Below are 23,092 nucleotides of genomic sequence, written 5' to 3' on the forward strand. Positions count from 1 at the left end.
AATTATGGCTTTCAGCTTTTTTAATCGACAGCAAAACCGACGCCTGTGGGCACTGGCACTGCCCATGATATTGTCCAATATTACCGTGCCGCTTTTGGGGCTGGTAGATACGGCGGTTATCGGGCATCTGAGCAATGCCTGGTTTTTGGGTGGCGTGGCGCTTGGGTCCACCATTATAACATTGCTGTTCTGGTTATTGGGATTTCTGCGCATGGCCACCACCGGGCTCACAGCCCAGGCTTTCGGCGCCCAAAACCATCACCAGCAGCAACTGCTGTTGGTGCAATCCGGGCTACTGGCCATCGGTCTGGGCATGTTGCTGCTGGTACTGCAAAACCCCCTGTGGGCGATGGCCGATTACCTGAACGATGCCAGTGCGGAGGTAACCCTATACGCCAAAAGTTATTTTCAAATCCGCATCTGGTCGGCCCCTTTTGCCCTGCTGAACCTGGTATTGCTGGGCTGGCTGCTGGGCAGGCAACGCCCCAAAGCCGCCATGTGGCAGCTCATCATCGCCAACATTGCCAATATTGGGTTGGATCTCCTGTTGGTGTGGGGGTTGCATCTGGGCGTAGCGGGCGCAGCGCTCGCCTCGGTTGCCGCGGAAATCATCGCCTGCACCGTGGCGCTGTACATGGTGTACAGGGAACTGCGCCAACAGCCACTCATGCCGCTAACCCTGCTGCTGGAGCAATTGAACCTGCAAGGGTTTGCCCGCCTGTTAAAACTCAACCGGGACATTTTCATCCGCAGTTTATGCCTGCAGGGCACCTTTGCCTTCATGACCTTTCAGGGCGCTGGCATCAGTGATGCAACCGTAGCCGCCAATGCCGTATTGCTCAACCTGTTGCTGCTGCTTTCCTATGCCCTTGATGGCATTGCATATTACGCCGAAGCGGAAGTGGGGCAAGCCAGCGGCAAAGGCCGGGATGATGCCGTGCAATCTGCCGTGATGCTGGCCTGTGGCTGGTCGCTGCTCATTGCCTGTGTTTTCAGCGCCGCCTTCATGAGCACGGGCGGGCACTTAGTGGCGCTGCTCACCAGCATCAGCAGTGTGCGCGATACCGCAGCGCTATACCTGCCGTGGCTCAGTTGGATGCCGCTACTGGCATTTGGCTGTTATCTGTTTGATGGCGTGTACATTGGCGCGGCCAAAGGGACAGCCATGCGCAACAGCATGTTGCTGGCCACCTTCGGGGTGTTTTTACCGGTATGGTGGTGGCTGCAGCATTGGGGCAATCACGGGTTATGGGCCGCATTGAGCTGCTTCATGCTGGCCCGCAGCCTGACGCTGGCAGGGCATTACTGGATTAATCGGCACCATTTTGTCAGCACAGGATTTGGCTCCCGGGCCGTTTAAGCCATCGGTCATAAATATGCCCGGTTATTGATATGGACGGTCACCAATAACCGGGCATGAAAATGGTGCCATAAGGCACCATTGCAATAGTGGGCAAACAGCGCTTTTACGCCATTTGTTACTGGTAAGAGTGAGAACCGTGCTGATGCTCGGTCACGTCCTGCACGCCGGTCAATTCGCCGGGGAAACGTTCCAGCATCTGGGTTTCAATGCCGTCTTTCAACGTGACATCCACCATGGAACACCCGTTACAACCACCGCCGAACTGCAGCACTGCCACGCCTTCATCGGTGATTTCCACCAGCATGATATGGCCGCCGTGGCTGGCCAGCTGCGGGTTGATTTCAGACTGGATGAGATATTCCACCCGATCCCGCAGCGGCGCATCGTCATCAACCTTGCGCATTTTGGCGTTGGGGGCCTTGAGTGTCAGTTGCGAACCCAGCTGATCGGTCACCAAATCGATGCTGGCATCTTCCAGGAACGGTGCGCTTTTTTCATCCACCATGGCGTTGAAACCATTGAATTCCAACTCGATATCATCACTTTCCACCGCATCTGGCGGGCAGTAAGACACGCCACATTCCGCTTGAGGGGTGCCCGGACTGATAACAAAAATACGGATGTTGGTGCCTTCGGGCTGATCGGCCAGCAGTTTGACAAAGTGGGCCTGTGCTGATTCAGAAATACTAATCATGGAAAACCTGCTCCGTCAGGATAAACCTGAGTGAATTGGTAAGAATTAGCCAATATGATACTCCTCATCCCGCCGGCTTTGTAGCCCCCTTAATCGCAGGTTATGCGTTTCTCGAAAACGCTTGGGATCATCCTGACTGCTGGATCACACTCCGGGGGCTTCTGCCCGGGCCAGACACCACACCTGGATGTCGGGTGTCCAGGGGGCCAATGTGCGGGCAATTTCATCCACCGTGGTACCGGTAGTCACCACATCATCCACCAGTGCAATGCGCTGATAGGGAAACTTGTCCATCACCCTGAATGCCCCCCGCAGATTGCGGCGACGGGCGCGGCCATCCATGCCGGTTTGCGGCAAGGTGGCCACAACCCGCTGCAGCACCCCATCGGCCACCGGCAATTGCAATTGTTGCCCCAACATCCGGGCAATCAGCCATGCCTGGTTAAAGCCGCGCTGGCGCAAACGCCGGGGGTGGAGAGGCACCGGGATCAAGACTTGGGGAATCGGAATTACCTCCGCAGCATGCAGCGCATTCACCTGTTGTACCAGCGCCGTTACCAGTGGCGGCATGGCCGCAAATTGCGCTTGGTATTTTATCCGCGGAATAAGCGGCCCCAGCAACGAGTGGTAACTTGCCGGTGCAATCACGGGTAACGGGCGCGTTGTCAGGCAACCGCCACAATACCGCGCCAAAATGGTTAACTTGCGGCCACAGCCCAAACACACCGGCGTGCGGTATAGGCAAGTTTGCAGGCAGGTAAGGCAAATACCTGAGCCAGGTGCGGCTACCTGCTGATGACACAACAGGCAACGATTGGGTAAACTGGCGGCCAATGCCCGGCATCCTGCCATGAACGGGCCGATGATATTCACTTGCTGTTACTCAGGCTGTAGACCATGACAACTTCCCTGTTTTATCACGTGTGCGGAAACGGACGCCCCCTGGTATGGCTCCATGGCTGGGGGGTTAACGGCAGCGTGTTTTTGCCCACTGTGGCGCAACTTCCCCAGTATAGAAGTTACTGTGTTGACCTGCCGGGCTTTGGTGACAGCCCGCCATGTGTCGGCACGCTGGATGACTGGGCTGAACGGTTAATAACCGCCATGCCTGCCGATGCCATCTGGATTGGCTGGTCGTTGGGGGGGCTGCTGGCAATGCACATTGCCCGGCGCTGGCCCCAGCGGGTAAAAGCGTTAATCACCGTCGCTTCATCGCCCTGCTTCATGGCGCAAACCACGCCGCCCTGGCCAGGCATTGCGCCCCAGGTACTGCAGCAATTTGAACAGCAACTGCAACAGGACCTGGCCCGCACCGTAGAAAGGTTTCTGGCCATTCAGGCCATGGGAAGTGCCACTGCCCGTGATGATATTCGCCATATCAAGGAGTTGGTATTGGCCAAACCGCTGCCTGATGCCGATGCATTGGCCCAAGGCTTGATGATGCTGAAGCAAGTGGACTTGCGCCCGGAAATGAGCGCCATCAGCCAACCCTGGCTGCGCATATGGGGACGGCTGGACGGACTGGTTTCCCGCCGCCTGCCGCCATTGCTCCCCGTCTCCGGCCTGACCACGGATGTAATGCTGCCAAAGGCGTCCCATGCGCCGTTTATCTCCCATCCACAGGAGTTTTTGCAGCATTTGCAAGACTGGTTACCCACAAAAGGGTTTAATTCCAGCCTCTAGTTGCCTACAATTTAGGCAATGACCGAAAGGACTTGCCATGCAACTTGTCTCCAACTACCCACAAGTTCCCCTTGCCACCAGCAACCCGGCGACGGATGCCGCCCGGATTGAGGGGCAGCAACGTCCGCCAGTCATCCCGCCACAACAGCCCGCCAAGGGCCATGAAGAGCGGGCGTTTAATCCGCAGCACGAACGCACGGCAGATAACGCCCAACAATATGCGCAGCTGGCAAGCCAGGTGCATGAGCGGCAACAGCAGTCCAATCAGCAACAGCAGCAAAACTCCCGGCAACAAGCACAAACCGCGGCAGCGCAAACCCCCTCTGCCATTATCATGATGAAGCCGGCACTGAAACGAAAAGACATCCATCTTGCTGACAATGTCATCCCCGCCCCGCCGTCATCAGCGGCCGCCACGGCAATGCCATCGGGCCAATCCGAGGATTTTTACCGCACGGTTGCCCGCCACGTTGGCAATTACTACCATCAACAAACCTCCCCGGCAGCAGACGCCTGCATTGAAGCACTGGCGTGACGCGTTAAGGCGCCTTGGCCACTTGCCGCCCGTGGCATTTCACCGCAAAAAAGCCATAAAAAAGCCGGAGCAAGGCTCCGGCCGATGATGGATTTCACCTGGATTATTTTTTCAGTTTGGCAAACGCTTCAGCAAAGGCATTGCCCATGGCCGCATTAAGGGGTTTGTCTTTCGCCCCGGGCTTGCGCGATTGATGCTTGGGATTCTGGGCGCGGTTGGCTGCGGTTTTATGTGATGGCCCCTGAGCCTTTTTCGCCGTGTTATCAACCGATTTGGCCTGGGCTTTTTCATCCAGCCGCATGGTGAGGCTAATCCGTTTACGGGCCACGTCCACATCCAGCACCTTCACTTTTACCACATCCCCGGCTTTCACCACCCCATGGGGATCGCTGACGAATTTATCGGTAAGGGAGGAGATATGAACCAATCCGTCCTGATGCACCCCCACATCCACAAAAGCCCCGAAATTGGTCACATTGGTCACCACGCCTTCGAGCACCATCTCTGGCTGCAAGTCGGTAATGGCTTCCACCCCCTCTTTAAAGTGCGCGGTTTTGAATTCACCACGGGGGTCACGTCCGGGTTTATCCAGCTCCTTGATGATGTCGGTCACAGTAGGCACCCCAAACTCGGCAGTTGTGAACGCTTCTGCAGACAAACCGGCCAAAAATGCCGAGTTGCCAATCATGTCGGTCAGTGGCATGTTTTTCTGCCGGGCAATGTTTTCCACCAGCGGGTAGGCTTCCGGGTGCACGGCTGAGGCATCCAGGGGGTTATCGCCTTGGTGAATGCGTAAAAAGCCTGCTGCCTGTTCAAATGCTTTGGGGCCTAATCTGGCCACTTTGAGCAAGGTGCGGCGATCATTAAAGCGCCCGTGTTCATCCCGATATTCCACAATGTTTTTTGCCAGCGAGCGGTTAAGGCCGGCCACCTGGCTCAGTAACGGTACGGATGCCATGTTCACATCCACCCCCACGCGGTTCACGCAGTCTTCCACCACCGCTTCCAGCGATGTGGACAACTGGCTTTGGCTGACGTCATGCTGATACTGGCCAACCCCAATGGATTTGGGTTCGATTTTCACCAGCTCCGCCAGAGGGTCCTGCAAGCGACGGGCAATGGATACCGCCCCGCGCAATGACACGTCCAAGTCCGGAAACTCATTGGCGGCCAGCTCGGAGGCGGAATATACCGAAGCACCAGCCTCGCTTACCACCACTTTGGTCAGTGCCGGTTGCTGGGCTTTCACCGAGGCAATCACCTCTGCGGCCAATTTGTCGGTTTCTCTGGAGGCGGTGCCGTTCCCTATGGCAATCAGGGTAACCTTGTGCATATTCACCAGCGTCGACAACGTGCGCACGGATTTATCCCACAGCTTTTGCGGCGCATGGGGATAAATGGTGGTATGGGCCACCAGTTTTCCGGTTTCATTCACCACCACCACTTTGACGCCGGTGCGCAGGCCCGGATCCAGCCCCATGGTCACGTTGGCGCCCGCCGGGGCCGCCATCAGCAAATCGCCCAGGTTGCGGGCAAAAACTTTAATGGCTTCCGCTTCTGCCGCTTCGCGCATGCGGCTGATGAATTCGGTTTCCATTTGCAACGCAATCTTGATGCGCCAGGTGGCGGTAACCACGGTTTTTAACCAACCATCAATAGCACTGTCAGTCAGTTGCCATCCCAAATGAGTGGCAATCAGGACTTCACAATAACTGCCGCTTTTGGCATCGCTCTCAGGGTCCGCATTCAGCGATAGGCTCAAAATCCCTTCATTACGCCCGCGCAACATGGCCAGCGCCCGGTGTGACGGCACGCTACGCACCGGCTCGGCGTGGGCAAAATAATCCCGAAACTTGGCGCCTTCTTTTTCCTTCCCGGCAATCACCTTGCTTTGCAGCACCGCATTTTCAACCAGATGAGCACGCACCTTGGCCAACAAATCAGCGTCTTCGGCAATGCGCTCCATGAGGATGTAACGCGCGCCGTCCAGTACCGCTTTCACATCATTGAACCCTGCATCATGGTTGATGTAAGCGGCCGCTTCCTGCTCGGGCTGCAAAGCGGTATTTCCCACTGCGGCAAATAATTGCTCCGCCAGTGGCGCTATGCCGGCTTCAATGGCTATCTGGCCTTTGGTGCGGCGCTTGGGTTTAAAGGGCAGATACAGATCTTCCAGCCGGGTTTTGCTGTCGGCATCGTGCAGCGCCTTGGCCAGTTCGGCGGTCAGTTTCCCTTGTTCGTCAATGGATTTGAGGATCACGTCCCGGCGCTCATTCAATTCGCGCAAATAGCCTAAGCGGCTGAACAGGGTACGTAATTGGGTATCATCCAGACCACCGGTAATCTCTTTACGGTAGCGGGCAATAAACGGAACGGTAGCGCCGCTATCGAGCAAGGTGATGGTGGCAGCAACCTGCTGCTCGCGGACATCCAGTTCCTGAGCGATTATTTGAGCAATATTGTGCATAAATCCAACAATCTGTTTGTTGTTCAACATGAAATGCGCCAACCATACCACAGTGCGCGGCAAAGTTTCATGGCCTGTTACGCTTCTGCTCCCTCCCGACAGGCAATAAAAAAAGCCAGTGCGATGCACTGGCTTTTTCCAATCCGAAGTACTGGCTTAGCCCTTGGGATATACGTGAGCAACACCCTTGTGGCAATCCACACAGGTTTTGCGTTTTTCAGGATCTTTCTTGAAGTTCATGGTGTGCATTCTCACGGCCATTTTCTTCATGGATTCTGGTTGGTTTTCATAAATGCGGGTGTGGCAGTGCTGGCAGTTTGCGGAGTCGTTACCGCGGAAATATGCCAGGGCCTTGTCCGCCTGTTCCTTACGGTTTTCATCCAGCCATGCCTGGGTATTAAAGCCGTCGATGGTCAGGAAACCGTAAAGGTCTTTAGACACGACGATTTTTTTCATCAGGTATTTGACTGGGTTATGCGGCAGATGACAATCCTGACATTGCACAGTTACACCACTTGAGTTGCCGCCGTGAGCAGAAGCGAGCACTTCATCTTTCAATGAATGGTTACTGTGGCAAGTCATACAGAAAGCATCGGAGCTTGTTGCATGTAAGGTTTGCTGGGTCGCAAAATAACCGATCACGCCGATAACGATACCGACTACCAGCAGTGATACGATGGAATACTTTGCGCTAGGTTTGAATAGTGCACGCCAATTCATCACTTCTTCTCCAATAAAATATTTTATTTAATTTATAGTAATTGGACTGACTCTTTATCCGGGGCGAATTATAAACCAACTTCCATTAATTAAGCTGACCTAAATAAGCTAAAATGCGACAGACTTCTAACTCTTTGTGCATATTATAGCTAAATTAGCAATGGCTATTTTGTATTGATTTTGTTAAGGATCACGATATCCCGTGAACAAAACTTAAGCGAAAATGTCTGCATTGATCTTGCGCAAATAATCGTCTTTTGAAGGTTTATTTCTCATGCATGAAACCTTGGGCAAAACAACCTGTCTCATTGGTTGAGCCTCTTTGCAATGCCAAGGACACACATGCGAAATTTGCTGCTTATCATGGCTGTACTGGTCACGTTATTCGGTCAGGCGTTTACGTCTCGACTGGCGTTGGCCGGGTCGGTAACGGCACATGTCATTGCCAGTGAGCGGCAAAACCTTGGGCATGCCACCCAGCAGGCAGAAATGCAGCCCTGCTGCCAACACGACAGTCACTGTCAGACGTGTGATATGGCCCAAGGCCATTGCAGTCAGGCAAACTGCCTTAGTCATTGCAGCGGTTCTGCTGCCATGCTGGTATGGTCTGCCACACAAGTATCCGCGCCCACCCTTTCACAGGCGATTGACTGGACTGGCTGGAGCGAACAAACAGCCAGCGGCAGCGTACAAACACCCCCGCCAAACTCCCTGATGCCACTTAATCTAACAGTTTAAAAAACGTTTAAAACCAAATTGTTAATTAATAAACATCAGGAATCCCATTATGTTCTCAAAAACATTGCTTACTGCATTGACCTCTGCCATGTTCTTTATTGCCGTTATCGGCGCCCCCAAAGCCGCACAACTGCACCTGCCCTCATCGCTACAAGTGTTGACGGTGGATGGTCAGCCCATGGCCTACCCGTTTGCAGAGCTCTTGCTGGATCAGGGCAAGCATCTGCTGGTACTGCGCTATCGCGATCTGTTTGCTGACAATGCAGATGACTCTGGTACCTGGGTCACTTCAGCGCCTTTGTACTTGCGCCTGGATCTCCAGACGCCAAAGCCGCTATCACTCCAACTTCCGCAAATTGATGATGCAGATGCCGCTCGCGCCTATCTGCGCCAACCATTTGTCAACACCCAAACCGCTGATGGGGAAATGACCCGATTCAACCTGCAGCCCGAATCGGCCGTGATTGCCCAGTTGCTACTCGCCAATCATTAAGTAACGTGAGGCAAGGTGTGCTACAACTAAAAGCACTTGCTAAAATTTATACAATTGTGAATATTATCAACGTTACCTGAGGCTGAGCTGATACAATTCAGCAGGCCATTATTTTGGGAATGCTTATGCAGTTGCTACGTCGTCACATGGGGTTGATACTGACCTTGCTCGCATTTGTCGGGCAGGGGCTGCTGTCTAACGACCATTGGATGATCCCGCCTGCCAAAGCAACCCCTGAAATAATGGTGGCCACCACCAGTCAGCATGACATGACCGCTGCCATGGATTGTCATCCACAAACAACCCTCCCCCCCTGCTGTGATGAGCACAATGTTGAAAACGTGCTTCCCAACGCTACGACTGCCCATCACTGCTGTGACGACAAGGGATTTTGCAAAGGGGGACACTGTTTGGTGATATCCGTCACCGGTAGCCTGCTGACTGCCGTTTCCTGGCCAGTGACCAAACTGCCGGACGTTGCCGTGGCCACACCCATGCCTCATTTTCGCTCCATTGATGTGAATCCCAACTTCAAACCTCCCATTGCCTGAGTTCCATGGCACACCTGTGCCCAAAATCGATTAAACACCGCTGAATTAACGTTTTTGAGGTGATGCTGACGTCTGTGAGATGTCAGGATTGCCGCCGTGGAGCTATCTATGAAATCCATTATTGCCTTTATTATCACCACCTTTTTGAGTTTTGGCCTTGGCAGCTACAGCTATGCAGCCAATACAGAGCACCAACGCCCAACAACCGAAGCCACTGGCTATCACTGCCCGATGCACCCCCAGGTTACCGGGGAAAAAGGCGACGCCTGCCCGATATGTGGCATGTACCTGGTACCTGATGAGGCTAAAGACAGCCAGGAAATGCAAATGCAGCATGCCCATGAGCACAACATGCCCATGCATGAGAAAACCGATGCCATGAAAAAAACCGATACGCCCAAGATGCAGCCGCCCGCAAACGATGCCATGAACATGCATCAGCATTAATACACAGGTGGAGACAACGCATATGCGCAATAACAATCAACGTCGTCACCTGGCCTGCCTCCTGAGCCTGATTCTGGCAACAGGCTCACAATGGAGCATGCAGGCATTGGCACTTACCGATGACTCGCAGCATCACCAGCATCCGACCAGTGTCACTACCCAGGGAGAATATTATTGCCCTATGCATCCGCAGGAGCGCAGCGACAAGCCAGGTCGCTGCCCCATTTGCGGCATGTTTCTGGTAAAGGATGAAGCAGCAATCCCGCCGCAATCTCCGGTTTCGGAAACGGCGGGGGCCACCAGCACCCTGCAGCCAAAAAATCAGGACGCGCCGTCAGCGGCGCCCCATCAGCATGATCATGCCCTGCATCAGCCGGCAGCGGCCAATCCCCTCAAGGTACAAAAAATCGTGAGCCGTGCGGATAATGACACCGGCCCCGGCGGCACCATCAAGTATGTGTGCCCCATGCATCCGCAAATTGTCAGCGACACCCCCGGCAACTGCCCCATTTGCGGCATGAATCTGGAAAAAGTGAACGTGGAAATGGACAGCCCGCAACAGGCCGTGCAGGTGAATGTCTCAGGACAGATGCAGCAGGCCTTGGCCCTCAAAACCGCCAAAACCCAGCGTGCCACCCTGTGGCACTACGTGGAAACCGTGGGAGAAGTGGGCTATGACGAAAGCCAAATCACCCATATTCATTCCCGGGTCAATGGCTGGATTGAAAAACTGGCGGTGAAATCTGCCGGAGATGAAATCAAAAAAGGGCAACTCCTCTACGAAATTTACTCACCGGATCTGGTCAATGCCCAAGACGATTACCTGCTGGCACAGGACACGTTGCAGCGCTCCGGCAATAAGGCCCGTTACCAGGAATTGCTGCGCAAAGCCGGTTTGCGCCTGCAACTGCTGGGCATGAGCAAAACCCAGATTAACCAGCTGGCAAAAACCGGTAAAACCCAGTACCGGGTACCGTTTTACGCCACCAATAGCGGTTATGTAAAAAAGCTCGACATCCGCGATGGCATGTACCTGCAGCCCGCCACCGAAATCCTGTCCATGGTGTCGCTGGACAAGGTGTGGGTCATTGCCGATGTGTTTGAAAATGAGCAGCGCTGGTTGGCAAAGGGGCAAACCGCCGAAATCAGCATTCCGGCCATGGGCATCCAGGGATTGCAGGGGAAAATCGACTACATCTACCCGGAGCTGGACCCCATGACCCGCAGTTTGCGCGTGCGGGTGGTACTGCCCAACAACGGCACTCGCCTGCGCCCCAACACACTGGCCAGGGTGTCACTGTTTGGTGGCGCTGACCGGCAGGCGCTGGTCATCCCCCAGGAAGCGCTTATTCAAACCGGCAAACAAAACCGGGTGATTGTCAAAACAGCGGATAATCAGTTTGTAGCCCGGCCGGTGGAGGTTGGGATGATGAGCCGCGGCAAAGCGCAAATTATCAAAGGCCTTGATGACGATGAAGATGTGGTGATTTCCGGCCAGTTCCTGCTGGACTCTGAAGCCAGCCTCAAAGGCAGCCTGATGCGTTTGAGCCAGCCACAGGAGGCACACCATGCTGAAAACCATCATTGATGCCGCCATCCGCCAACGGATAATGGTGCTGATTATCACATTGATTGTGACGGTGCTGGGCGTGCATGCACTGCAAAAAACGCCGCTGGATGCCCTGCCGGATCTGTCGGATGTGCAGGTGATCATCAAAACCGCCTATCCCGGGCAAGCCCCGAAACTGGTGGAAGAGCAAATCACGTATCCCTTGTCCACCGCCATGCTGGCCGTGCCCGGTGCCAAAACCGTGCGGGGCTACTCCATGTTTGGCGACTCCTACGTATACGTGATTTTTGAAGACGGCACCGATATTTACTGGGCCCGCTCGCGGGTACTGGAATACCTGAGTCAGATAGGCAGCCGCTTGCCTGACGGGGTGCAGCCATCCCTTGGGCCCGACGCCTCGGGGGTTGGCTGGATTTTTGAATACGCCCTGGTGGATAAAAGCGGCACGCTGGATTTGTCACAACTCAAAAGCCTGCAGGACTGGTACCTGAAACTGGAGCTGCAAAGCGTGGCCGGGGTGTCGGAAGTGGCCACGGTTGGCGGCATGGAGCAAACCTACCAGATAGTGCTCGACCCGGACAAACTGGCCATCTACAAACTGGACATTGCCAGCATTAAATCCGCCATCAGCAAGGCCAACAGTGAAGTGGGCGGCTCGGTAGTGGAAATGGCCGAAGCCGAATACATGGTGCGCGCCCAAGGCTATCGCCAGACATTGGAAGATTTTGCCGAAATTCCCTTAGGGATTACCAGCCCGGCTGGCACGCCGCTATTACTGCGCGATGTGGCCACCATTCGCAAAGGCCCCGCCGCCCGGCGCGGTATTGCAGAACTGGATGGCGAGGGCGAAACCGTAGGCGGCATTATCGTGATGCGCTACGGTGAAAATGCGCTGGCCACCATTGAAGCGGTAAAGGCCAAACTGGCACAGCTAACTTCAGGTTTGCCTAAAGGGGTGGAGATTATCCCCACGTATGATCGCGCCAATTTGATCCAGAACTCCGTGGACAATCTGGTACACAAGGTGATTGAAGAGATGGTAGTGGTCAGTCTGGTATGCCTGCTGTTTTTACTGCATGCCCGCTCCACCCTGGTGGCCATTGTCACCTTGCCGCTGTCCATTTTGATGGCGTTTATCGTGATGAGGCAGATGGGAGTCAATGCCAATATCATGAGCCTGGGCGGCATTGCCATTGCCATTGGCGCCGTGGTGGATGGCGCCATCGTGATGATAGAAAACATGCACAAGCACCTGGAGCAGTTCCGCCATCAACATGGCCGTGCCCCCAAAGGGGCAGAACATTGGCAAATGGTGGCCGAGGCCTCCAAGGAAGTGGGGCCGGCACTGTTTTTCTCATTACTGATCATCACCCTGAGTTTCCTGCCGGTATTTGCCCTGGAAGATCAGGAAGGGCGACTGTTTACGCCACTGGCCTATACCAAAACCTTTGCCATGGCCGCAGCGGCCATATTGTCCATTACGGTGGTACCCATTCTGATGGGGCTGTTCATCCGCGGCAACATTCCGGCAGAATCGGCCAACCCCATCAGCCGGGTGCTCATTGCCGGTTACAAACCCCTGTTGCAGCTGGTGCTGCGCTTTCCCAAAACCACCATCATGGCCGCCTTATTGGCGCTGGCCAGTGCCTGGTATCCCGCCAGCCATCTGGGGAGTGAATTCATGCCGGAGCTGGAAGAGGGCGACTTGCTGTACATGCCCACCACCCTGCCCGGCATCAGTGCGGGCAAGGCAGCCGAGCTGCTGCAACAAACCGACAGGCTGATTAAAACCGTGCCTGAAGTCAAACGGGTTTTCGGCAAGGTGGGACGGGCAGAAACCGCCACTGACCCTGCACCGCTGACCATGCTGGAAACCACCATCATGCTCAAGCCCAAAGATGAATGGCGCACTGGCATCACCCTGGATGACATCATCAATCAATTGCAGCAAACCGTGAAAGTGCCGGGATTGACCAATGCCTGGGTGCAACCCATCAAAACCCGCATCGACATGCTGTCCACCGGCATTAAAACCCCGGTGGGGATTAAAATTACCGGCGACAATGTCGAGGAGCTGCAACGCATTGGGGCACAAATAGAGGCGCTGCTATCACAACAGCCCCATACCCGCTCCGCCTATGCCGAACGGGTTGGCGGTGGCCGCTACATTGATATCACGCCCAACCTGCAGGTAGCATCACGCTACGGCATGACCCTCAGCGACATTCAGGATGTGGTGCGTTATGCCATTGGCGGCGCGCAAATAGGGCAATCGGTACAGGGGGCTGAGCGTTACCCCATTAACCTGCGCTATCCCCGGGAGCTGCGTGACAACATCGACAAACTGCGCAATCTGCCGGTTATCACCAAATCCGGTCACTACCTGCCATTGCGTAATCTGGCGGATATCGCCATCACCGATGGCGCCCCCATGCTGAAAAGCGAAAATGGCCGGCTGATCTCCTGGGTGTTTGTGGACATCAGCGGCACCTCCATTGGCGAATACATCGAGACGGTAAAGCCGATTCTGGCCAGCCAGATAACGCTGCCCCCGCGCTACAGTTACAGTTTTGCCGGCCAGTATGAGTACATGCAGCGGGTCGCCAGCAAACTGGAGCAGGTGATCCCCATGGCACTGGCGGTTATTTTCATCCTGTTGATGTTAACCTTCAGCTCTGCCCTGCAAGCCAGCATGATCATGCTGTCGCTGCCCTTTGCACTGGTGGGCAGCACCTGGTTTCTCTACGCCCTGCATTACAATATGTCGGTGGCGGTAGCGGTGGGGATGATTGCCCTGGCGGGGGTTGCCGCCGAGTTTGGCGTGGTAATGCTGGTGTATCTGGATAACGCCATCAAACACCGGCAACAACAGGGAAACTATCACAGCGTCAATGACCTGAAAGCGGCACTGCTGGAAGGGGCGGTAATGCGGGTACGCCCGAAAGCCATGACGGTTGCCACCATTTTTTTTGGCCTGTTGCCCATCATGTGGGGCGCAGGTGCGGGAAATGATGTGATGCAGAAGATTGCCGCCCCCATGGTGGGCGGCATGATCACCGCGCCGTTATTGTCGCTGTTTGTACTGCCGGCGCTGTATCTCCTGTTATACCGGCGGCAACTGGCCCATGATTGATGCCACCTAGCAATCTTGCAAAAACGGCTACGTCATGTGGCCATTTTATTGCCGGCACTGCCACACATCTTTGGCGGCCTGCCAATGTCCCTTTGTTTGCAGGCATGAAAAAGGATGCTGACGCATCCTTTGGATTAAAGCTTGAGTGCTTGGGATATTCGCCCTTGTGGCTTAAGCGCTTGGCGTTTCCGATTTTTGTTCCCGGGCCAACAGCTCTTTGGCCGCATCCAGCGGCGACTTGCCCTGATACAGCACTTGATAAATCTGCTCGGTAATCGGCATTTCCACCCTTAAGCGTTTGGCAAGGGTATACACCTCTTTGGTATTGCGGTATCCCTCTACCACCTGCCCAATCTGTTGCTGGGCCGTGGCCACATCGCACCCTTGCCCCAACGCCAGCCCAAAGCGGCGGTTACGGGACTGGTTGTCTGTGCAGGTCAGCACCAAATCGCCCAATCCGGCCATGCCCATGAAGGTGTCGCTTTTAGCACCCAGAGCACAGCCAAGCCGTGTCAATTCCACCAGTCCACGGGTGATCAACGCCGTTCTGGCATTGGCACCAAAACCGATGCCGTCAGACATCCCGGCACCAATCGCAATGACATTTTTTACCGCACCGCCCAACTGTAAGCCGACAAAATCATCATTGGCATATACCCGCAAGCTTTTGGGGCTGTGCAGCAACCCAGCCAAATCCTCGGTAAACCCTTCATCGGTACCGGCAACCGAGATTGCCGTGGGCAAGCCTGCGGCCAGCTCTTTGGCAAACGTAGGCCCGGACAACACCGCCAGCGGATACCCGTGGCCAAGCACATCCCGCACCACATCCTGCAACAGCCGCCCGGTGTGAGGCTCCAGCCCCTTGGTGGCCCAAACAATGCGGGCATCTTTACGCAGCAAGGGTTTGGCAATGGTCAGCACTTCGCCAAATACATGGCTGGGAACCACCAACAACACGTTGCGCGATGCCGCCAGCGCCTTGCCCAAATCCGCTTCCATGACCAAGGCATCAGGAAACCCGATGCCCGGCAGGAACTCTTCATTGCAGCGGGCCGAGGCCAAACGTGCCACATGCTCGGGTTCATGTCCCCATAACACGGTTTTATGACCGTTGCTGGCGAGCGAGATTGCCAGTGCGGTTCCATAGGAACCGGCACCCAGCACGGTAATTTCTGCAGAATCAACCATTGGAATTAAGCGTCAGCAGCATCGGTTTGAGCTGCTGCGTCTTCAGCCTGACGAGACTGCATGTACTGGGCAAACAGCGCATCAAAGTTGACAGGGGCCAGATTCAGCTGAGGGAATGTGCCACGAGAAACCAGGCTGGCAACCGCTTCACGGGCATAAGGGAACAATACGTTCGGGCAGAAAGCACCCAGCGAATGTGCCAGTTGTGGCTCGGTCAGACCGGAAATGGTGAAAATACCCGCCTGCTGCACTTCGCACAAAAAGGCGGTTTCATCACCATTTTGAGCAGTAACGGTCAACGACAGGATCACCTCATAAACATCGTCAGCCAATTTAGCGCTACGGGTATCAAGATCCAATTTGACTTCAGGTGTCCATTCCTTCTGAAACACAGCGGGACTGTTAGGGGTTTCAAAAGAGACATCCTTGATATATACGCGTTGAATGTTGAACTGAGGGGCTTGCTGTTCGTTGTTTGCTACTTCAGCCATAATGCTTACCTATCCAATTGGTCCCGGCTTTCATGAGCCGTTGTTATTGCGGGAGACAGTGTAAAAGGCCGCAGGGCGACCACCATCTCTTGATTATCTGCCCCGGACGACCGGAACAGCGACAGAGGCGAGCCGCAATGATCAACGGCTCCCGATAAAACTAGCGTTTGCTTTTGGATACCGGCAAATTGGCAGTTTGCCATTCACCCATACCGCCTTTCAGGTTAAAGACCTGCTCATAACCTTTTTTCACCAGCAACTCTGCCGCTTGCGCAGAGGTCATACCGGCGCTGCATACCAGTATAATGGGTTTGGCTTTGTACTTTTCAAGGTTGGTGTTGCTATTATTTTTAATTTCCGCCATAGGAATGTTAACGGCATTCACAATGTGGCCACGACGAAAATCATCTTTGGAACGCACGTCAATAATCTGCGCGTCCTGCTTGTTCATCAGTAATGTGGCTTCCTGTGGATTCACCTGCTTCACTTTGGATAACGCACTTTTAAACCAGGTAACCAGCAAAGCGATAAATAACCCCACCCACGCCACACTCAAAATGGGGTGCGCTTTAAAAAATTCGATATATTCCTGCATTTTTATGACAGCCTGTGTTGTTATTGGGCAGCTAAGAACTTGCGCAGAGTATACCCATAGCCATGGCAGATTGCAGCAGTTTCAACCACACAATGGCCCTAACGCCTGCACACGCTAAAAAGAAAGCTATTACGACAATCGTCTTGTGTGGCTTTTTTATGCGGCCACGACTGTAGTATTATTTAACTAATTTTTATTTAGATTTCGCTTTTACGCTGGATAGGTATTCACATGCAGACAATCAAGGGCCCGCTGGCATTATTGATCCTCGACGGTTGGGGTTATTCACAAAAAACCAGCAGCAACGCCATTTACCATGCCAACACCCCAGTGCTGGACAAGTTGAATGCCACCCATGCCCACAGCCTGATTTCCGGCTCGGGAACCGATGTGGGGCTGCCCGCCGGGCAAATGGGCAACTCCGAGGTGGGCCATATCAATATCGGTTCCGGGCGCATTGTTTACCAGGAGCTCACCCGTATTGGCAAAGCCATTGAAGACGGTGAATTTTTTGATAACCCCGCGTTGGTCACGGCCGTTGATAACGCCATAAAAGCCAATGGCGCCGTCCATGTGATGGGGCTGCTCTCTCCGGGGGGCGTGCACAGCCATGAAGATCATATTGCCGCCATGTGCCGTTTGGCGGTCGCGCGCGGTGCCCAGAAAGTTTACCTGCATGCATTTCTTGATGGGCGCGATACGCCGCCACGAAGCGCCCACCCGAGCCTGGCCCGGTTTGATGCCCTTTTTGATGAGTTGGGCACCGGTCGCATCGCCTCTATTATTGGGCGTTACTATGCCATGGACAGGGATAACCGCTGGGAGCGAGTGGCGCAAGCCTATGAACTGATCACCCAAGGACAAGCAAAGCATCACGCCGCCTCGGCCACCGCAGCACTGGATGCGGCCTACGAGCGTGATGAAAATGATGAGTTTGTTGCAGCTACCGTGATTGATGGCCCGGAGGGTCTTACCGCCGTAAACGATGGCGATGCGGTTATCTTTATGAACTTTCGCGCCGATCGCGCGCGTCAGTTGACCCGCAGCTTCATCAACCCCGACTTTGACGGATTCAAGCGCCAAACATGCCCCAAAATAAGCTTTGTCACCCTGACCGAATATGCCGCCGATATCCAGGCCCCGGTGGCATTCCCGAAAGAGGAGCTGGTCAATACCCTGGGAGAAGTACTGCAAAACCGGGGACTTAAACAGCTGCGAATTTCAGAAACCGAGAAATATGCCCACGTTACCTTCTTCTTCAATGGCGGCAAGGAACAACCCTTTAGCGGCGAAGATCGCATTCTGATTAACTCCCCCAAAGTGGCCACCTATGACCTGCAACCCGAGATGAGCTCCACAGAACTCACGGATAAGTTGGTTGAAGCAATTGAATCTGCTCAATATGATGTCATCATCTGTAATTATCCCAATGGTGACATGGTAGGCCACACCGGCAACTTTGCCGCCGCAGTGAAAGCCTGCGAAGCGGTAGATGGCTGCATTGGCCGGGTAGTGGATGCGCTGGCAAAAGCGGGCGGTGAGTGCATCATCACCGCCGATCACGGTAATGCGGAGCAAATGGTAGACGACAGCACAGGTCAGGCCCACACGGCTCACACCAGCGAATTAGTGCCGTTTATCTATGTGGGCCGCCAAGCGCATATAGATGATGGGGGCCGTTTAAGCGATATCGCCCCGACCATGCTAACACTCATGGGACAAGACATTCCGGCGGAAATGACCGGCCGGCCACTGATCCACACAGAAGAGTAATCACTGACTGGTGCATAAGCATGCCATAGCCAAAGCCAGCATTTTTGCTGGCTTTCTTATCTTCAGCCACACACTCCAGGCCTCAAGCCTGGAGCAACGGCAATCCCAACTGAAGCAAATTCAGCAGCAAATTGCGGCCCAACAAAATGATCTCAAAGACAGCGGCAATCAAAGAGAAAAGCTCCTCAAGCTGTTAAAACAGGATGAGCAGGCCATTGGGGTTGCCGCCCGGCAAGTCAGCGAAACCGAACACCGACTCAATGCCAGCCAGCAACAACTGGCCACCTTGACCCAGCAGGCCCAAACGCTCTTAGCACAACAACAAAGCCAGCAACAAACCTTGGCCCGGCAGCTGAAAAGCGCCTTTTTGGCGGGAAATCACGATTACAGCAAGCTGTTGCTGCATCAGCAAGATCCCACAGCCATGGAGCGAATGCTAGCATATTATGAATTTCTCAATAAAGCCCGCATGGATGCCATCAACCAACTGAAGCAGACCCGGGAGCAACTCAACCTGGTGCAACAGCAGCAACAACAGGAAACCGCACAACTCAACCAGCTGGCACTGGCACAACGGGCCCAGTCGGAAAAATTGAAAAAAGAACAGCAACAACGACAAAATACCCTGGGCGAATTGCAGCAAGTCATTGACAGCAAAGCATCTGAGCTGGAACAACTGCAAATTGAAGAGGCCTCATTGAAGCGGGTGATTGACGCCGCCATGAAAGCCATGCGCGACACGCCCTCCATGAACGGTCTGGCTCAATTGGGTGGCAAATTATCCTGGCCCACCAAAGGCAAAATGAGCAATCGTTTTGGCAGCCGCCGCTCCGGCAAAGTGAACTGGAAAGGGGTGGTTATCGATGCCATTGAGGGCCAAGCCATTAAAAGCATTGCCCCTGGCAAAGTGATTTATGCTGACTGGTTAAGGGGGTTTGGCTTACTGCTGGTGATTGATCACGGCAAAGGTTACATGAGCTTGTACGGCCATGCCCAAGCCTTGCTCAAGGATGTGGGAGACAGCGTGCATAAAGATGACACCATCGCACTGGTCGGACGCTCCGGTGGCCAGTCAAAACCTAGCCTATACTTTGAGATACGTCACAAAGGAGAAGCCGTAGACCCGGCCCGTTACTGCCGGCGTTAGCCATTTTCACCCTCAATCAGGAGCGCATATGAACCAACCAATACGTGCTGCGTTGCTCCTGCTCAGTGGCATTGCCATTGGCATCTCATTAAGCGTTGCCAGTTACAGTCCGCAAAATCAACGCCAAGCGCAGCAAGGGCTGGTGCTGCTTCAGGAAGTGATTGAAACCGTTGAAACCTACTATGTGGAACAATTCAGCCGCGAACAGTTAGTCAATGCCGCCATCGATGGCATTTTTCGCAAGCTGGACAGCCATTCGGCATTCCTGGACGAATCCCACGCAAAAGACCTGCAGCGTAACAACCGGGGCGAATATTACGGCTTCGGCTTTGAAATCACACAAACGCCACAAGCGCTGATCATTAACAACACCTTCCCCGGAACGCCGGCAGCCCTCGCCGACCTGCAACCCGGAGACCGCATCCTTGCTTGTGATCATCTCGCCATCAGCAGTGACAATTCATCGCAAATTCTGGCAGCGTTACGGCAGTCAGCCCAGCAAAAACAGCCGGTAGAATTAAAAATCCGCCGGGGTGATGAGGCATTTGCCCTGATGCTACAACCGGCTCATATCCGGCTGCATTCCGTGCAGGCCACATTACTCGCCGACCATATCGGCTACCTGAAAATCACGCATTTTCAGCAGGACACAGCACAAGAAGCCCGCAAATGGCTGACATACTGGCAACAGCAGCAAATTCAAGGACTGGTGCTGGATTTACGCAATAATCCCGGCGGGTTACTGGAGCAAGCGGTAGCCATTGCGGATATGCTGCTCAATGACGGCGTTATCGTTGCTACCCAAGGGCGCTATCCCCACGCCAACGAAACCTTTTATGCATCAGCTGAAACCCTGTTACCCCAAATCCCCATGGTAGTGATTATCAACAAGGCATCAGCCTCTGCCAGCGAAATTCTCACGGCAGCACTGCATGATCATCAGCGCGCCACCGTGATTGGCGAAACCAGCTTCGGCAAGGGCACGGTGCAAAGCCTTATCCCGAACCTGTATGAACCTGGCTCCATGCTGAAACTCACCACCGCCCGTTATACCACCCCGAACGGGGATTTACTTGACACACAGGGGATTGAACCTGATATAACTGTCACACAAGATCACGCCGGGGGCTCAACGCTAATCGCTAGCGATACCCGCAAAAGCGATGACCAGCAGGATTATCAATTCAATGTGGCCATCCGCTGGCTTGAGACCCGCAACCATAATTAATGCCGTGCGCTTATTGTCGATTGTTCTATTGTGTCTCTGCGCTGTTCCTGTGAGTGCCGCCAGATTAGCCATCATTGTGGATGACATCGGTTACCGCCATACCGATGAAGACGTACTCATGTTACCAGCCAACGTCACCTTTTCCGTACTCCCCCACACCCCATGGGGCAAACGCATTGCCAAGGCGGCCCATCATCAAGGCCATGAAATCATGCTGCATCTGCCCATGCAGGCGCTAAACGGCAAAGCATTAGGGCCGGGAGGGCTGCATAATAAAATGTCCAAAGATGAATTCAAACAAACCCTGACTCAGGCCATCGATAGCGTACCCTATGCCCAAGGCTGCAATAATCACATGGGCAGTTTCCTTACCCAGCTACAGCAACCCATGGCATGGCTAATGAGCACACTGCAACACCGGAGGCTCTACTTTGTGGACAGCATGACCACCCGCTACAGCAAAGCCGGACATCAGGCTCGCGAGCATGACGTGCCAACGCTGCAACGTCAGGTGTTTTTGGATAACCAGCTCAGCCTGGCCGCACTGGAAAAGCAGTTGCAACAAGCCATCACTCTGGCACAAGAAGAGGGACAAGCCATCCTGATTGCCCACCCCTATCCAGAAACACTGGCCTTCTTGCAACAACAGTTGCCCCAGTTGCCTGCCAGCCATATCCAGTTGGTCAAAGTCTCCAGGTTGTTGCCATACAAAAAGGGCTTCCCTAATGGAAGCCCTCATGAAGCATCAAATGCGCAACCGGATTAACCGTCTATCACCGCCAGTGAATATTCCGGCAACAGCGCCAACAAATCATCACGATTAGACACCACATCCGCTAATGTATATTGGTCAAGCACCGCCAGATAGGCTTTGACTGCTCGCCCTAAAACGCCCTGCAACTTGCACGCCGGCGCAAACCGGCAATAGGGTTTCCCGCAATCAACCGGCGCCAGAGAATGCTCCAGTGCCCGCACCAATTGCCCAATATTGATCTCTTCCGGCGCCATTCCGAGCCTAAAACCGCCACACTTGCCCCGCACGGTTTGCAAGTACCCTAACTTACCCAGATGATGCACGATTTTGGAAACATGATTAGATGACAAATCAAATACATCGGTAATTTCGGCAATCCGAAATAAGCTTTCCCGATCCGGCTGCATGGCCAGATACATCAGAGTGCGCACGCCAAAATCTGTATAACGTGTTAATTGCATGACTCACCCTACCGTATAAAAGAAGTCTGTTGTTCGAGGTTGCCTATCAACCACAAAGCCTGATCCTTGCTATCACCACAAACATCTGCAGATGGCTGGAATTCGCAACACACCTGTGGCCGCTCCGGTTTCCCGAACAAACGACAAAGATTATGTTCATCCAGCTGAACACATCTCACCCCTGCAGGTTTACCCGCAGGCATACCGGGAATAGCACTGGTAATTGATGGTGCAATGCAGCAAGCACCACACCCCATTCGGCAATCCACTTGTTCATTACCTTCATTAGTATCGTGACATTATAGCGACTTCCCATAATGGGTGAACCATACATGTCACAGTGTCGTAAAGTTACGTACATAATAACGCGCTTATTACGTAACAGAGGCTTTTGAATTATAAAAAACTCTAAAACGACAACTAAAATTATAAACAACAATGAAAACGCCATCATAAAGGCGACAACATGTTGTTATAAAAGTAAAAAGTAGAAAAATATAATATAAGGATAACTGAGATAAGCTTAAAAAGACAGGCAAAGAAACGAGAGAGAAAGTGAACGGGATAAAAAAGCAAAAGGCCTCGTCATTGACGAGGCCTTGCTATTTGTGGCGGGATGGACGGGACTCGAACCCGCGACCCCCGGCGTGACAGGCCGGTATTCTAACCAACTGAACTACCACCCCACTGGACCGAAGCCCAATTCTTACTGGCTGATGCAACCGCATCTCGCCGAAATTGGCGCCTGGCGATGACCTACTCTCACATGGGGAGACCCCACACTACCATCGGCGCGATTGTGTTTCACTTCTGAGTTCGGGATGGGATCAGGTGGGACCACAATGCTATTGTCACCAGGCAAATTTGGTAATCTGGAAAGCTAATCTTCAGTAGCCGTTCTCTACTTCAATCAAATATTCATTTCATCAAGATGAAACCCATCTGGGTTGTATGGTTAAGCCTCTCGAGTCATTAGTACAGGTTAGCTAAACGCCTCACAACGCTTACACACCCTGCCTATCTACGTCCTGGTCTCGAACGGCTCTTCTGTGGACTCTAGG

The 23,092-nt window shown here is 53.8% G+C and carries 22 protein-coding genes, 1 tRNA gene and 2 rRNA genes; 13 read left to right on the forward strand and 12 right to left on the reverse strand.

Annotated elements, in window-relative coordinates; translation table 11 throughout:
* Positions 1-4 precede the first annotated feature (4 nt).
* Positions 5-1,360, forward strand: coding sequence for an MATE family efflux transporter (locus tag ACIDEJ_RS11765; protein ID WP_411988258.1), 1,356 nt, complete (start codon positions 5-7; stop codon positions 1,358-1,360).
* Between the two features lie 118 nt (positions 1,361-1,478).
* Here the strand turns inward: ACIDEJ_RS11765 and nfuA are convergent, their stop codons facing one another.
* Together nfuA and ACIDEJ_RS11775 are read right to left on the reverse strand one after the other, a co-directional pair.
* A complete protein-coding gene (gene nfuA, locus ACIDEJ_RS11770) occupies positions 1,479-2,057 on the reverse strand; it encodes a Fe-S biogenesis protein NfuA (RefSeq protein ID WP_411988259.1) in 579 nt (192 codons plus the stop codon).
* Positions 2,058-2,201: 144 nt separating this feature from the next.
* A complete protein-coding gene (locus ACIDEJ_RS11775) occupies positions 2,202-2,930 on the reverse strand; it encodes a ComF family protein (protein ID WP_411988260.1) in 729 nt (242 codons plus the stop codon).
* 24 nt (positions 2,931-2,954) lie between these two features.
* Between ACIDEJ_RS11775 and bioH the strand changes: the two genes are divergently transcribed.
* Together bioH and ACIDEJ_RS11785 are read left to right on the forward strand one after the other, a co-directional pair.
* Entirely contained in the window at positions 2,955-3,740 is a 786-nt protein-coding gene (bioH, locus tag ACIDEJ_RS11780) for a pimeloyl-ACP methyl ester esterase BioH (protein WP_411988261.1), read from the forward strand.
* A gap of 37 nt (positions 3,741-3,777) precedes the next feature.
* Positions 3,778-4,275 (forward strand): hypothetical protein, encoded by a 498-nt coding sequence (locus ACIDEJ_RS11785; RefSeq protein WP_411988262.1) that lies wholly within the window; start codon positions 3,778-3,780, stop codon positions 4,273-4,275.
* A gap of 103 nt (positions 4,276-4,378) precedes the next feature.
* On the opposite strand, the gene ACIDEJ_RS11790 is transcribed toward ACIDEJ_RS11785, so the two are convergent.
* Positions 4,379-6,742: a Tex family protein gene (locus ACIDEJ_RS11790; RefSeq protein WP_411988263.1), complete on the reverse strand. Its 2,364-nt coding sequence runs from the start codon at positions 6,740-6,742 to the stop codon at positions 4,379-4,381.
* 156 nt (positions 6,743-6,898) lie between these two features.
* Positions 6,899-7,462, reverse strand: coding sequence for a NapC/NirT family cytochrome c (locus tag ACIDEJ_RS11795; RefSeq protein ID WP_411988264.1), 564 nt, complete (start codon positions 7,460-7,462; stop codon positions 6,899-6,901).
* Between the two features lie 342 nt (positions 7,463-7,804).
* Here ACIDEJ_RS11795 and ACIDEJ_RS11800 point away from each other — a divergent pair, with 342 nt between their 5' ends.
* The 6 genes from ACIDEJ_RS11800 (at position 7,805) to ACIDEJ_RS11825 (ending at position 14,394) form a co-directional block, all read left to right on the forward strand.
* The gene (locus ACIDEJ_RS11800) at positions 7,805-8,200 is read left to right on the forward strand and encodes a hypothetical protein (protein ID WP_411988265.1); all 396 of its coding nucleotides are present in this window, start codon (positions 7,805-7,807) and stop codon (positions 8,198-8,200) included.
* A gap of 49 nt (positions 8,201-8,249) precedes the next feature.
* Positions 8,250-8,693, forward strand: a complete 444-nt coding sequence (locus tag ACIDEJ_RS11805; protein ID WP_411988266.1) for a DUF2057 family protein — start codon at positions 8,250-8,252, stop codon at positions 8,691-8,693.
* 125 nt (positions 8,694-8,818) lie between these two features.
* On the forward strand, positions 8,819-9,244 hold the full coding sequence (locus ACIDEJ_RS11810; RefSeq protein ID WP_411988267.1) for a hypothetical protein: 426 nt from the start codon (positions 8,819-8,821) through the stop codon (positions 9,242-9,244).
* 108 nt (positions 9,245-9,352) lie between these two features.
* A complete protein-coding gene (locus tag ACIDEJ_RS11815; RefSeq protein ID WP_411988268.1) occupies positions 9,353-9,691 on the forward strand; it encodes a heavy metal-binding domain-containing protein in 339 nt (112 codons plus the stop codon).
* Between the two features lie 22 nt (positions 9,692-9,713).
* The gene (locus tag ACIDEJ_RS11820; protein WP_411988269.1) at positions 9,714-11,279 is read left to right on the forward strand and encodes an efflux RND transporter periplasmic adaptor subunit; all 1,566 of its coding nucleotides are present in this window, start codon (positions 9,714-9,716) and stop codon (positions 11,277-11,279) included.
* A complete protein-coding gene (locus tag ACIDEJ_RS11825; protein WP_411988270.1) occupies positions 11,260-14,394 on the forward strand; it encodes an efflux RND transporter permease subunit in 3,135 nt (1,044 codons plus the stop codon). The genes ACIDEJ_RS11820 and ACIDEJ_RS11825 overlap by 20 nt, the downstream gene beginning before the upstream one ends.
* Before the next feature lie 171 nt (positions 14,395-14,565).
* Here the strand turns inward: ACIDEJ_RS11825 and gpsA are convergent, their stop codons facing one another.
* From gpsA to ACIDEJ_RS11840, 3 genes are all read right to left on the reverse strand, one after another.
* Positions 14,566-15,582, reverse strand: coding sequence for an NAD(P)H-dependent glycerol-3-phosphate dehydrogenase (gene gpsA / locus ACIDEJ_RS11830; RefSeq protein WP_411988271.1), 1,017 nt, complete (start codon positions 15,580-15,582; stop codon positions 14,566-14,568).
* Between the two features lie 5 nt (positions 15,583-15,587).
* A complete protein-coding gene (gene secB, locus ACIDEJ_RS11835) occupies positions 15,588-16,073 on the reverse strand; it encodes a protein-export chaperone SecB (RefSeq protein ID WP_411988272.1) in 486 nt (161 codons plus the stop codon).
* Between the two features lie 160 nt (positions 16,074-16,233).
* On the reverse strand, positions 16,234-16,668 hold the full coding sequence (locus ACIDEJ_RS11840) for a rhodanese-like domain-containing protein (RefSeq protein ID WP_411988273.1): 435 nt from the start codon (positions 16,666-16,668) through the stop codon (positions 16,234-16,236).
* A gap of 231 nt (positions 16,669-16,899) precedes the next feature.
* Here ACIDEJ_RS11840 and gpmM point away from each other — a divergent pair, with 231 nt between their 5' ends.
* The 4 genes from gpmM to ACIDEJ_RS11860 are packed head-to-tail and all read left to right on the forward strand — an operon-like array spanning position 16,900 to position 21,582.
* A complete protein-coding gene (gpmM, locus tag ACIDEJ_RS11845; RefSeq protein WP_411988274.1) occupies positions 16,900-18,441 on the forward strand; it encodes a 2,3-bisphosphoglycerate-independent phosphoglycerate mutase in 1,542 nt (513 codons plus the stop codon).
* Positions 18,442-18,451: 10 nt separating this feature from the next.
* Positions 18,452-19,588, forward strand: coding sequence for a murein hydrolase activator EnvC family protein (locus ACIDEJ_RS11850; protein WP_411988275.1), 1,137 nt, complete (start codon positions 18,452-18,454; stop codon positions 19,586-19,588).
* 28 nt (positions 19,589-19,616) lie between these two features.
* Positions 19,617-20,816: a S41 family peptidase gene (locus ACIDEJ_RS11855; protein WP_411988276.1), complete on the forward strand. Its 1,200-nt coding sequence runs from the start codon at positions 19,617-19,619 to the stop codon at positions 20,814-20,816.
* A gap of 4 nt (positions 20,817-20,820) precedes the next feature.
* A complete protein-coding gene (locus ACIDEJ_RS11860) occupies positions 20,821-21,582 on the forward strand; it encodes a divergent polysaccharide deacetylase family protein (protein ID WP_411988283.1) in 762 nt (253 codons plus the stop codon).
* Here the strand turns inward: ACIDEJ_RS11860 and ACIDEJ_RS11865 are convergent.
* The 5 genes from ACIDEJ_RS11865 to ACIDEJ_RS11885 form a co-directional block, all read right to left on the reverse strand.
* A complete protein-coding gene (locus ACIDEJ_RS11865) occupies positions 21,579-22,031 on the reverse strand; it encodes an Rrf2 family transcriptional regulator (protein ID WP_411988277.1) in 453 nt (150 codons plus the stop codon). The genes ACIDEJ_RS11860 and ACIDEJ_RS11865 overlap by 4 nt on opposite strands.
* Positions 22,032-22,039: 8 nt before the next feature.
* Complete coding sequence (locus tag ACIDEJ_RS11870; protein ID WP_411988284.1) at positions 22,040-22,243, reverse strand: YkgJ family cysteine cluster protein; 204 nt, start codon at positions 22,241-22,243, stop codon at positions 22,040-22,042.
* 397 nt (positions 22,244-22,640) lie between these two features.
* Positions 22,641-22,717: transfer RNA gene (locus tag ACIDEJ_RS11875), tRNA-Asp, on the reverse strand.
* 57 nt (positions 22,718-22,774) lie between these two features.
* Positions 22,775-22,890: ribosomal RNA gene (gene rrf, locus ACIDEJ_RS11880) — 5S ribosomal RNA — on the reverse strand.
* 92 nt (positions 22,891-22,982) lie between these two features.
* Positions 22,983-23,092, reverse strand: a 23S ribosomal RNA gene (locus tag ACIDEJ_RS11885); the annotation flags it as partial.

It is taken from the genome of Shewanella mytili, from assembly GCF_046765975.1.
GTDB classification, from domain to species: domain Bacteria; phylum Pseudomonadota; class Gammaproteobacteria; order Enterobacterales; family Shewanellaceae; genus Shewanella; species Shewanella mytili.

What these genes read in the sequence shown, in the direction of transcription:
- ACIDEJ_RS11825 (WP_411988270.1), top strand. Translation starts at nt 11,260, where the DNA reads ATGCTGAAAACCATCATTGATGCCGCCATCCGCCAACGGATAATGGTG.
- ACIDEJ_RS11805 (WP_411988266.1), top strand. Translation starts at nt 8,250, where the DNA reads ATGTTCTCAAAAACATTGCTTACTGCATTGACCTCTGCCATGTTCTTT.
- ACIDEJ_RS11800 (WP_411988265.1), top strand. Translation starts at nt 7,805, where the DNA reads ATGCGAAATTTGCTGCTTATCATGGCTGTACTGGTCACGTTATTCGGT.
- secB (WP_411988272.1), bottom strand. Translation starts at nt 16,073, where the DNA reads ATGGCTGAAGTAGCAAACAACGAACAGCAAGCCCCTCAGTTCAACATT.
- ACIDEJ_RS11810 (WP_411988267.1), top strand. Translation starts at nt 8,819, where the DNA reads ATGCAGTTGCTACGTCGTCACATGGGGTTGATACTGACCTTGCTCGCA.
- bioH (WP_411988261.1), top strand. Translation starts at nt 2,955, where the DNA reads ATGACAACTTCCCTGTTTTATCACGTGTGCGGAAACGGACGCCCCCTG.
- nfuA (WP_411988259.1), bottom strand. Translation starts at nt 2,057, where the DNA reads ATGATTAGTATTTCTGAATCAGCACAGGCCCACTTTGTCAAACTGCTG.
- ACIDEJ_RS11840 (WP_411988273.1), bottom strand. Translation starts at nt 16,668, where the DNA reads ATGCAGGAATATATCGAATTTTTTAAAGCGCACCCCATTTTGAGTGTG.
- ACIDEJ_RS11820 (WP_411988269.1), top strand. Translation starts at nt 9,714, where the DNA reads ATGCGCAATAACAATCAACGTCGTCACCTGGCCTGCCTCCTGAGCCTG.
- ACIDEJ_RS11790 (WP_411988263.1), bottom strand. Translation starts at nt 6,742, where the DNA reads ATGCACAATATTGCTCAAATAATCGCTCAGGAACTGGATGTCCGCGAG.
- ACIDEJ_RS11855 (WP_411988276.1), top strand. Translation starts at nt 19,617, where the DNA reads ATGAACCAACCAATACGTGCTGCGTTGCTCCTGCTCAGTGGCATTGCC.
- ACIDEJ_RS11795 (WP_411988264.1), bottom strand. Translation starts at nt 7,462, where the DNA reads ATGAATTGGCGTGCACTATTCAAACCTAGCGCAAAGTATTCCATCGTA.
- ACIDEJ_RS11815 (WP_411988268.1), top strand. Translation starts at nt 9,353, where the DNA reads ATGAAATCCATTATTGCCTTTATTATCACCACCTTTTTGAGTTTTGGC.
- ACIDEJ_RS11765 (WP_411988258.1), top strand. Translation starts at nt 5, where the DNA reads ATGGCTTTCAGCTTTTTTAATCGACAGCAAAACCGACGCCTGTGGGCA.
- ACIDEJ_RS11865 (WP_411988277.1), bottom strand. Translation starts at nt 22,031, where the DNA reads ATGCAATTAACACGTTATACAGATTTTGGCGTGCGCACTCTGATGTAT.
- gpmM (WP_411988274.1), top strand. Translation starts at nt 16,900, where the DNA reads ATGCAGACAATCAAGGGCCCGCTGGCATTATTGATCCTCGACGGTTGG.
- gpsA (WP_411988271.1), bottom strand. Translation starts at nt 15,582, where the DNA reads ATGGTTGATTCTGCAGAAATTACCGTGCTGGGTGCCGGTTCCTATGGA.
- ACIDEJ_RS11785 (WP_411988262.1), top strand. Translation starts at nt 3,778, where the DNA reads ATGCAACTTGTCTCCAACTACCCACAAGTTCCCCTTGCCACCAGCAAC.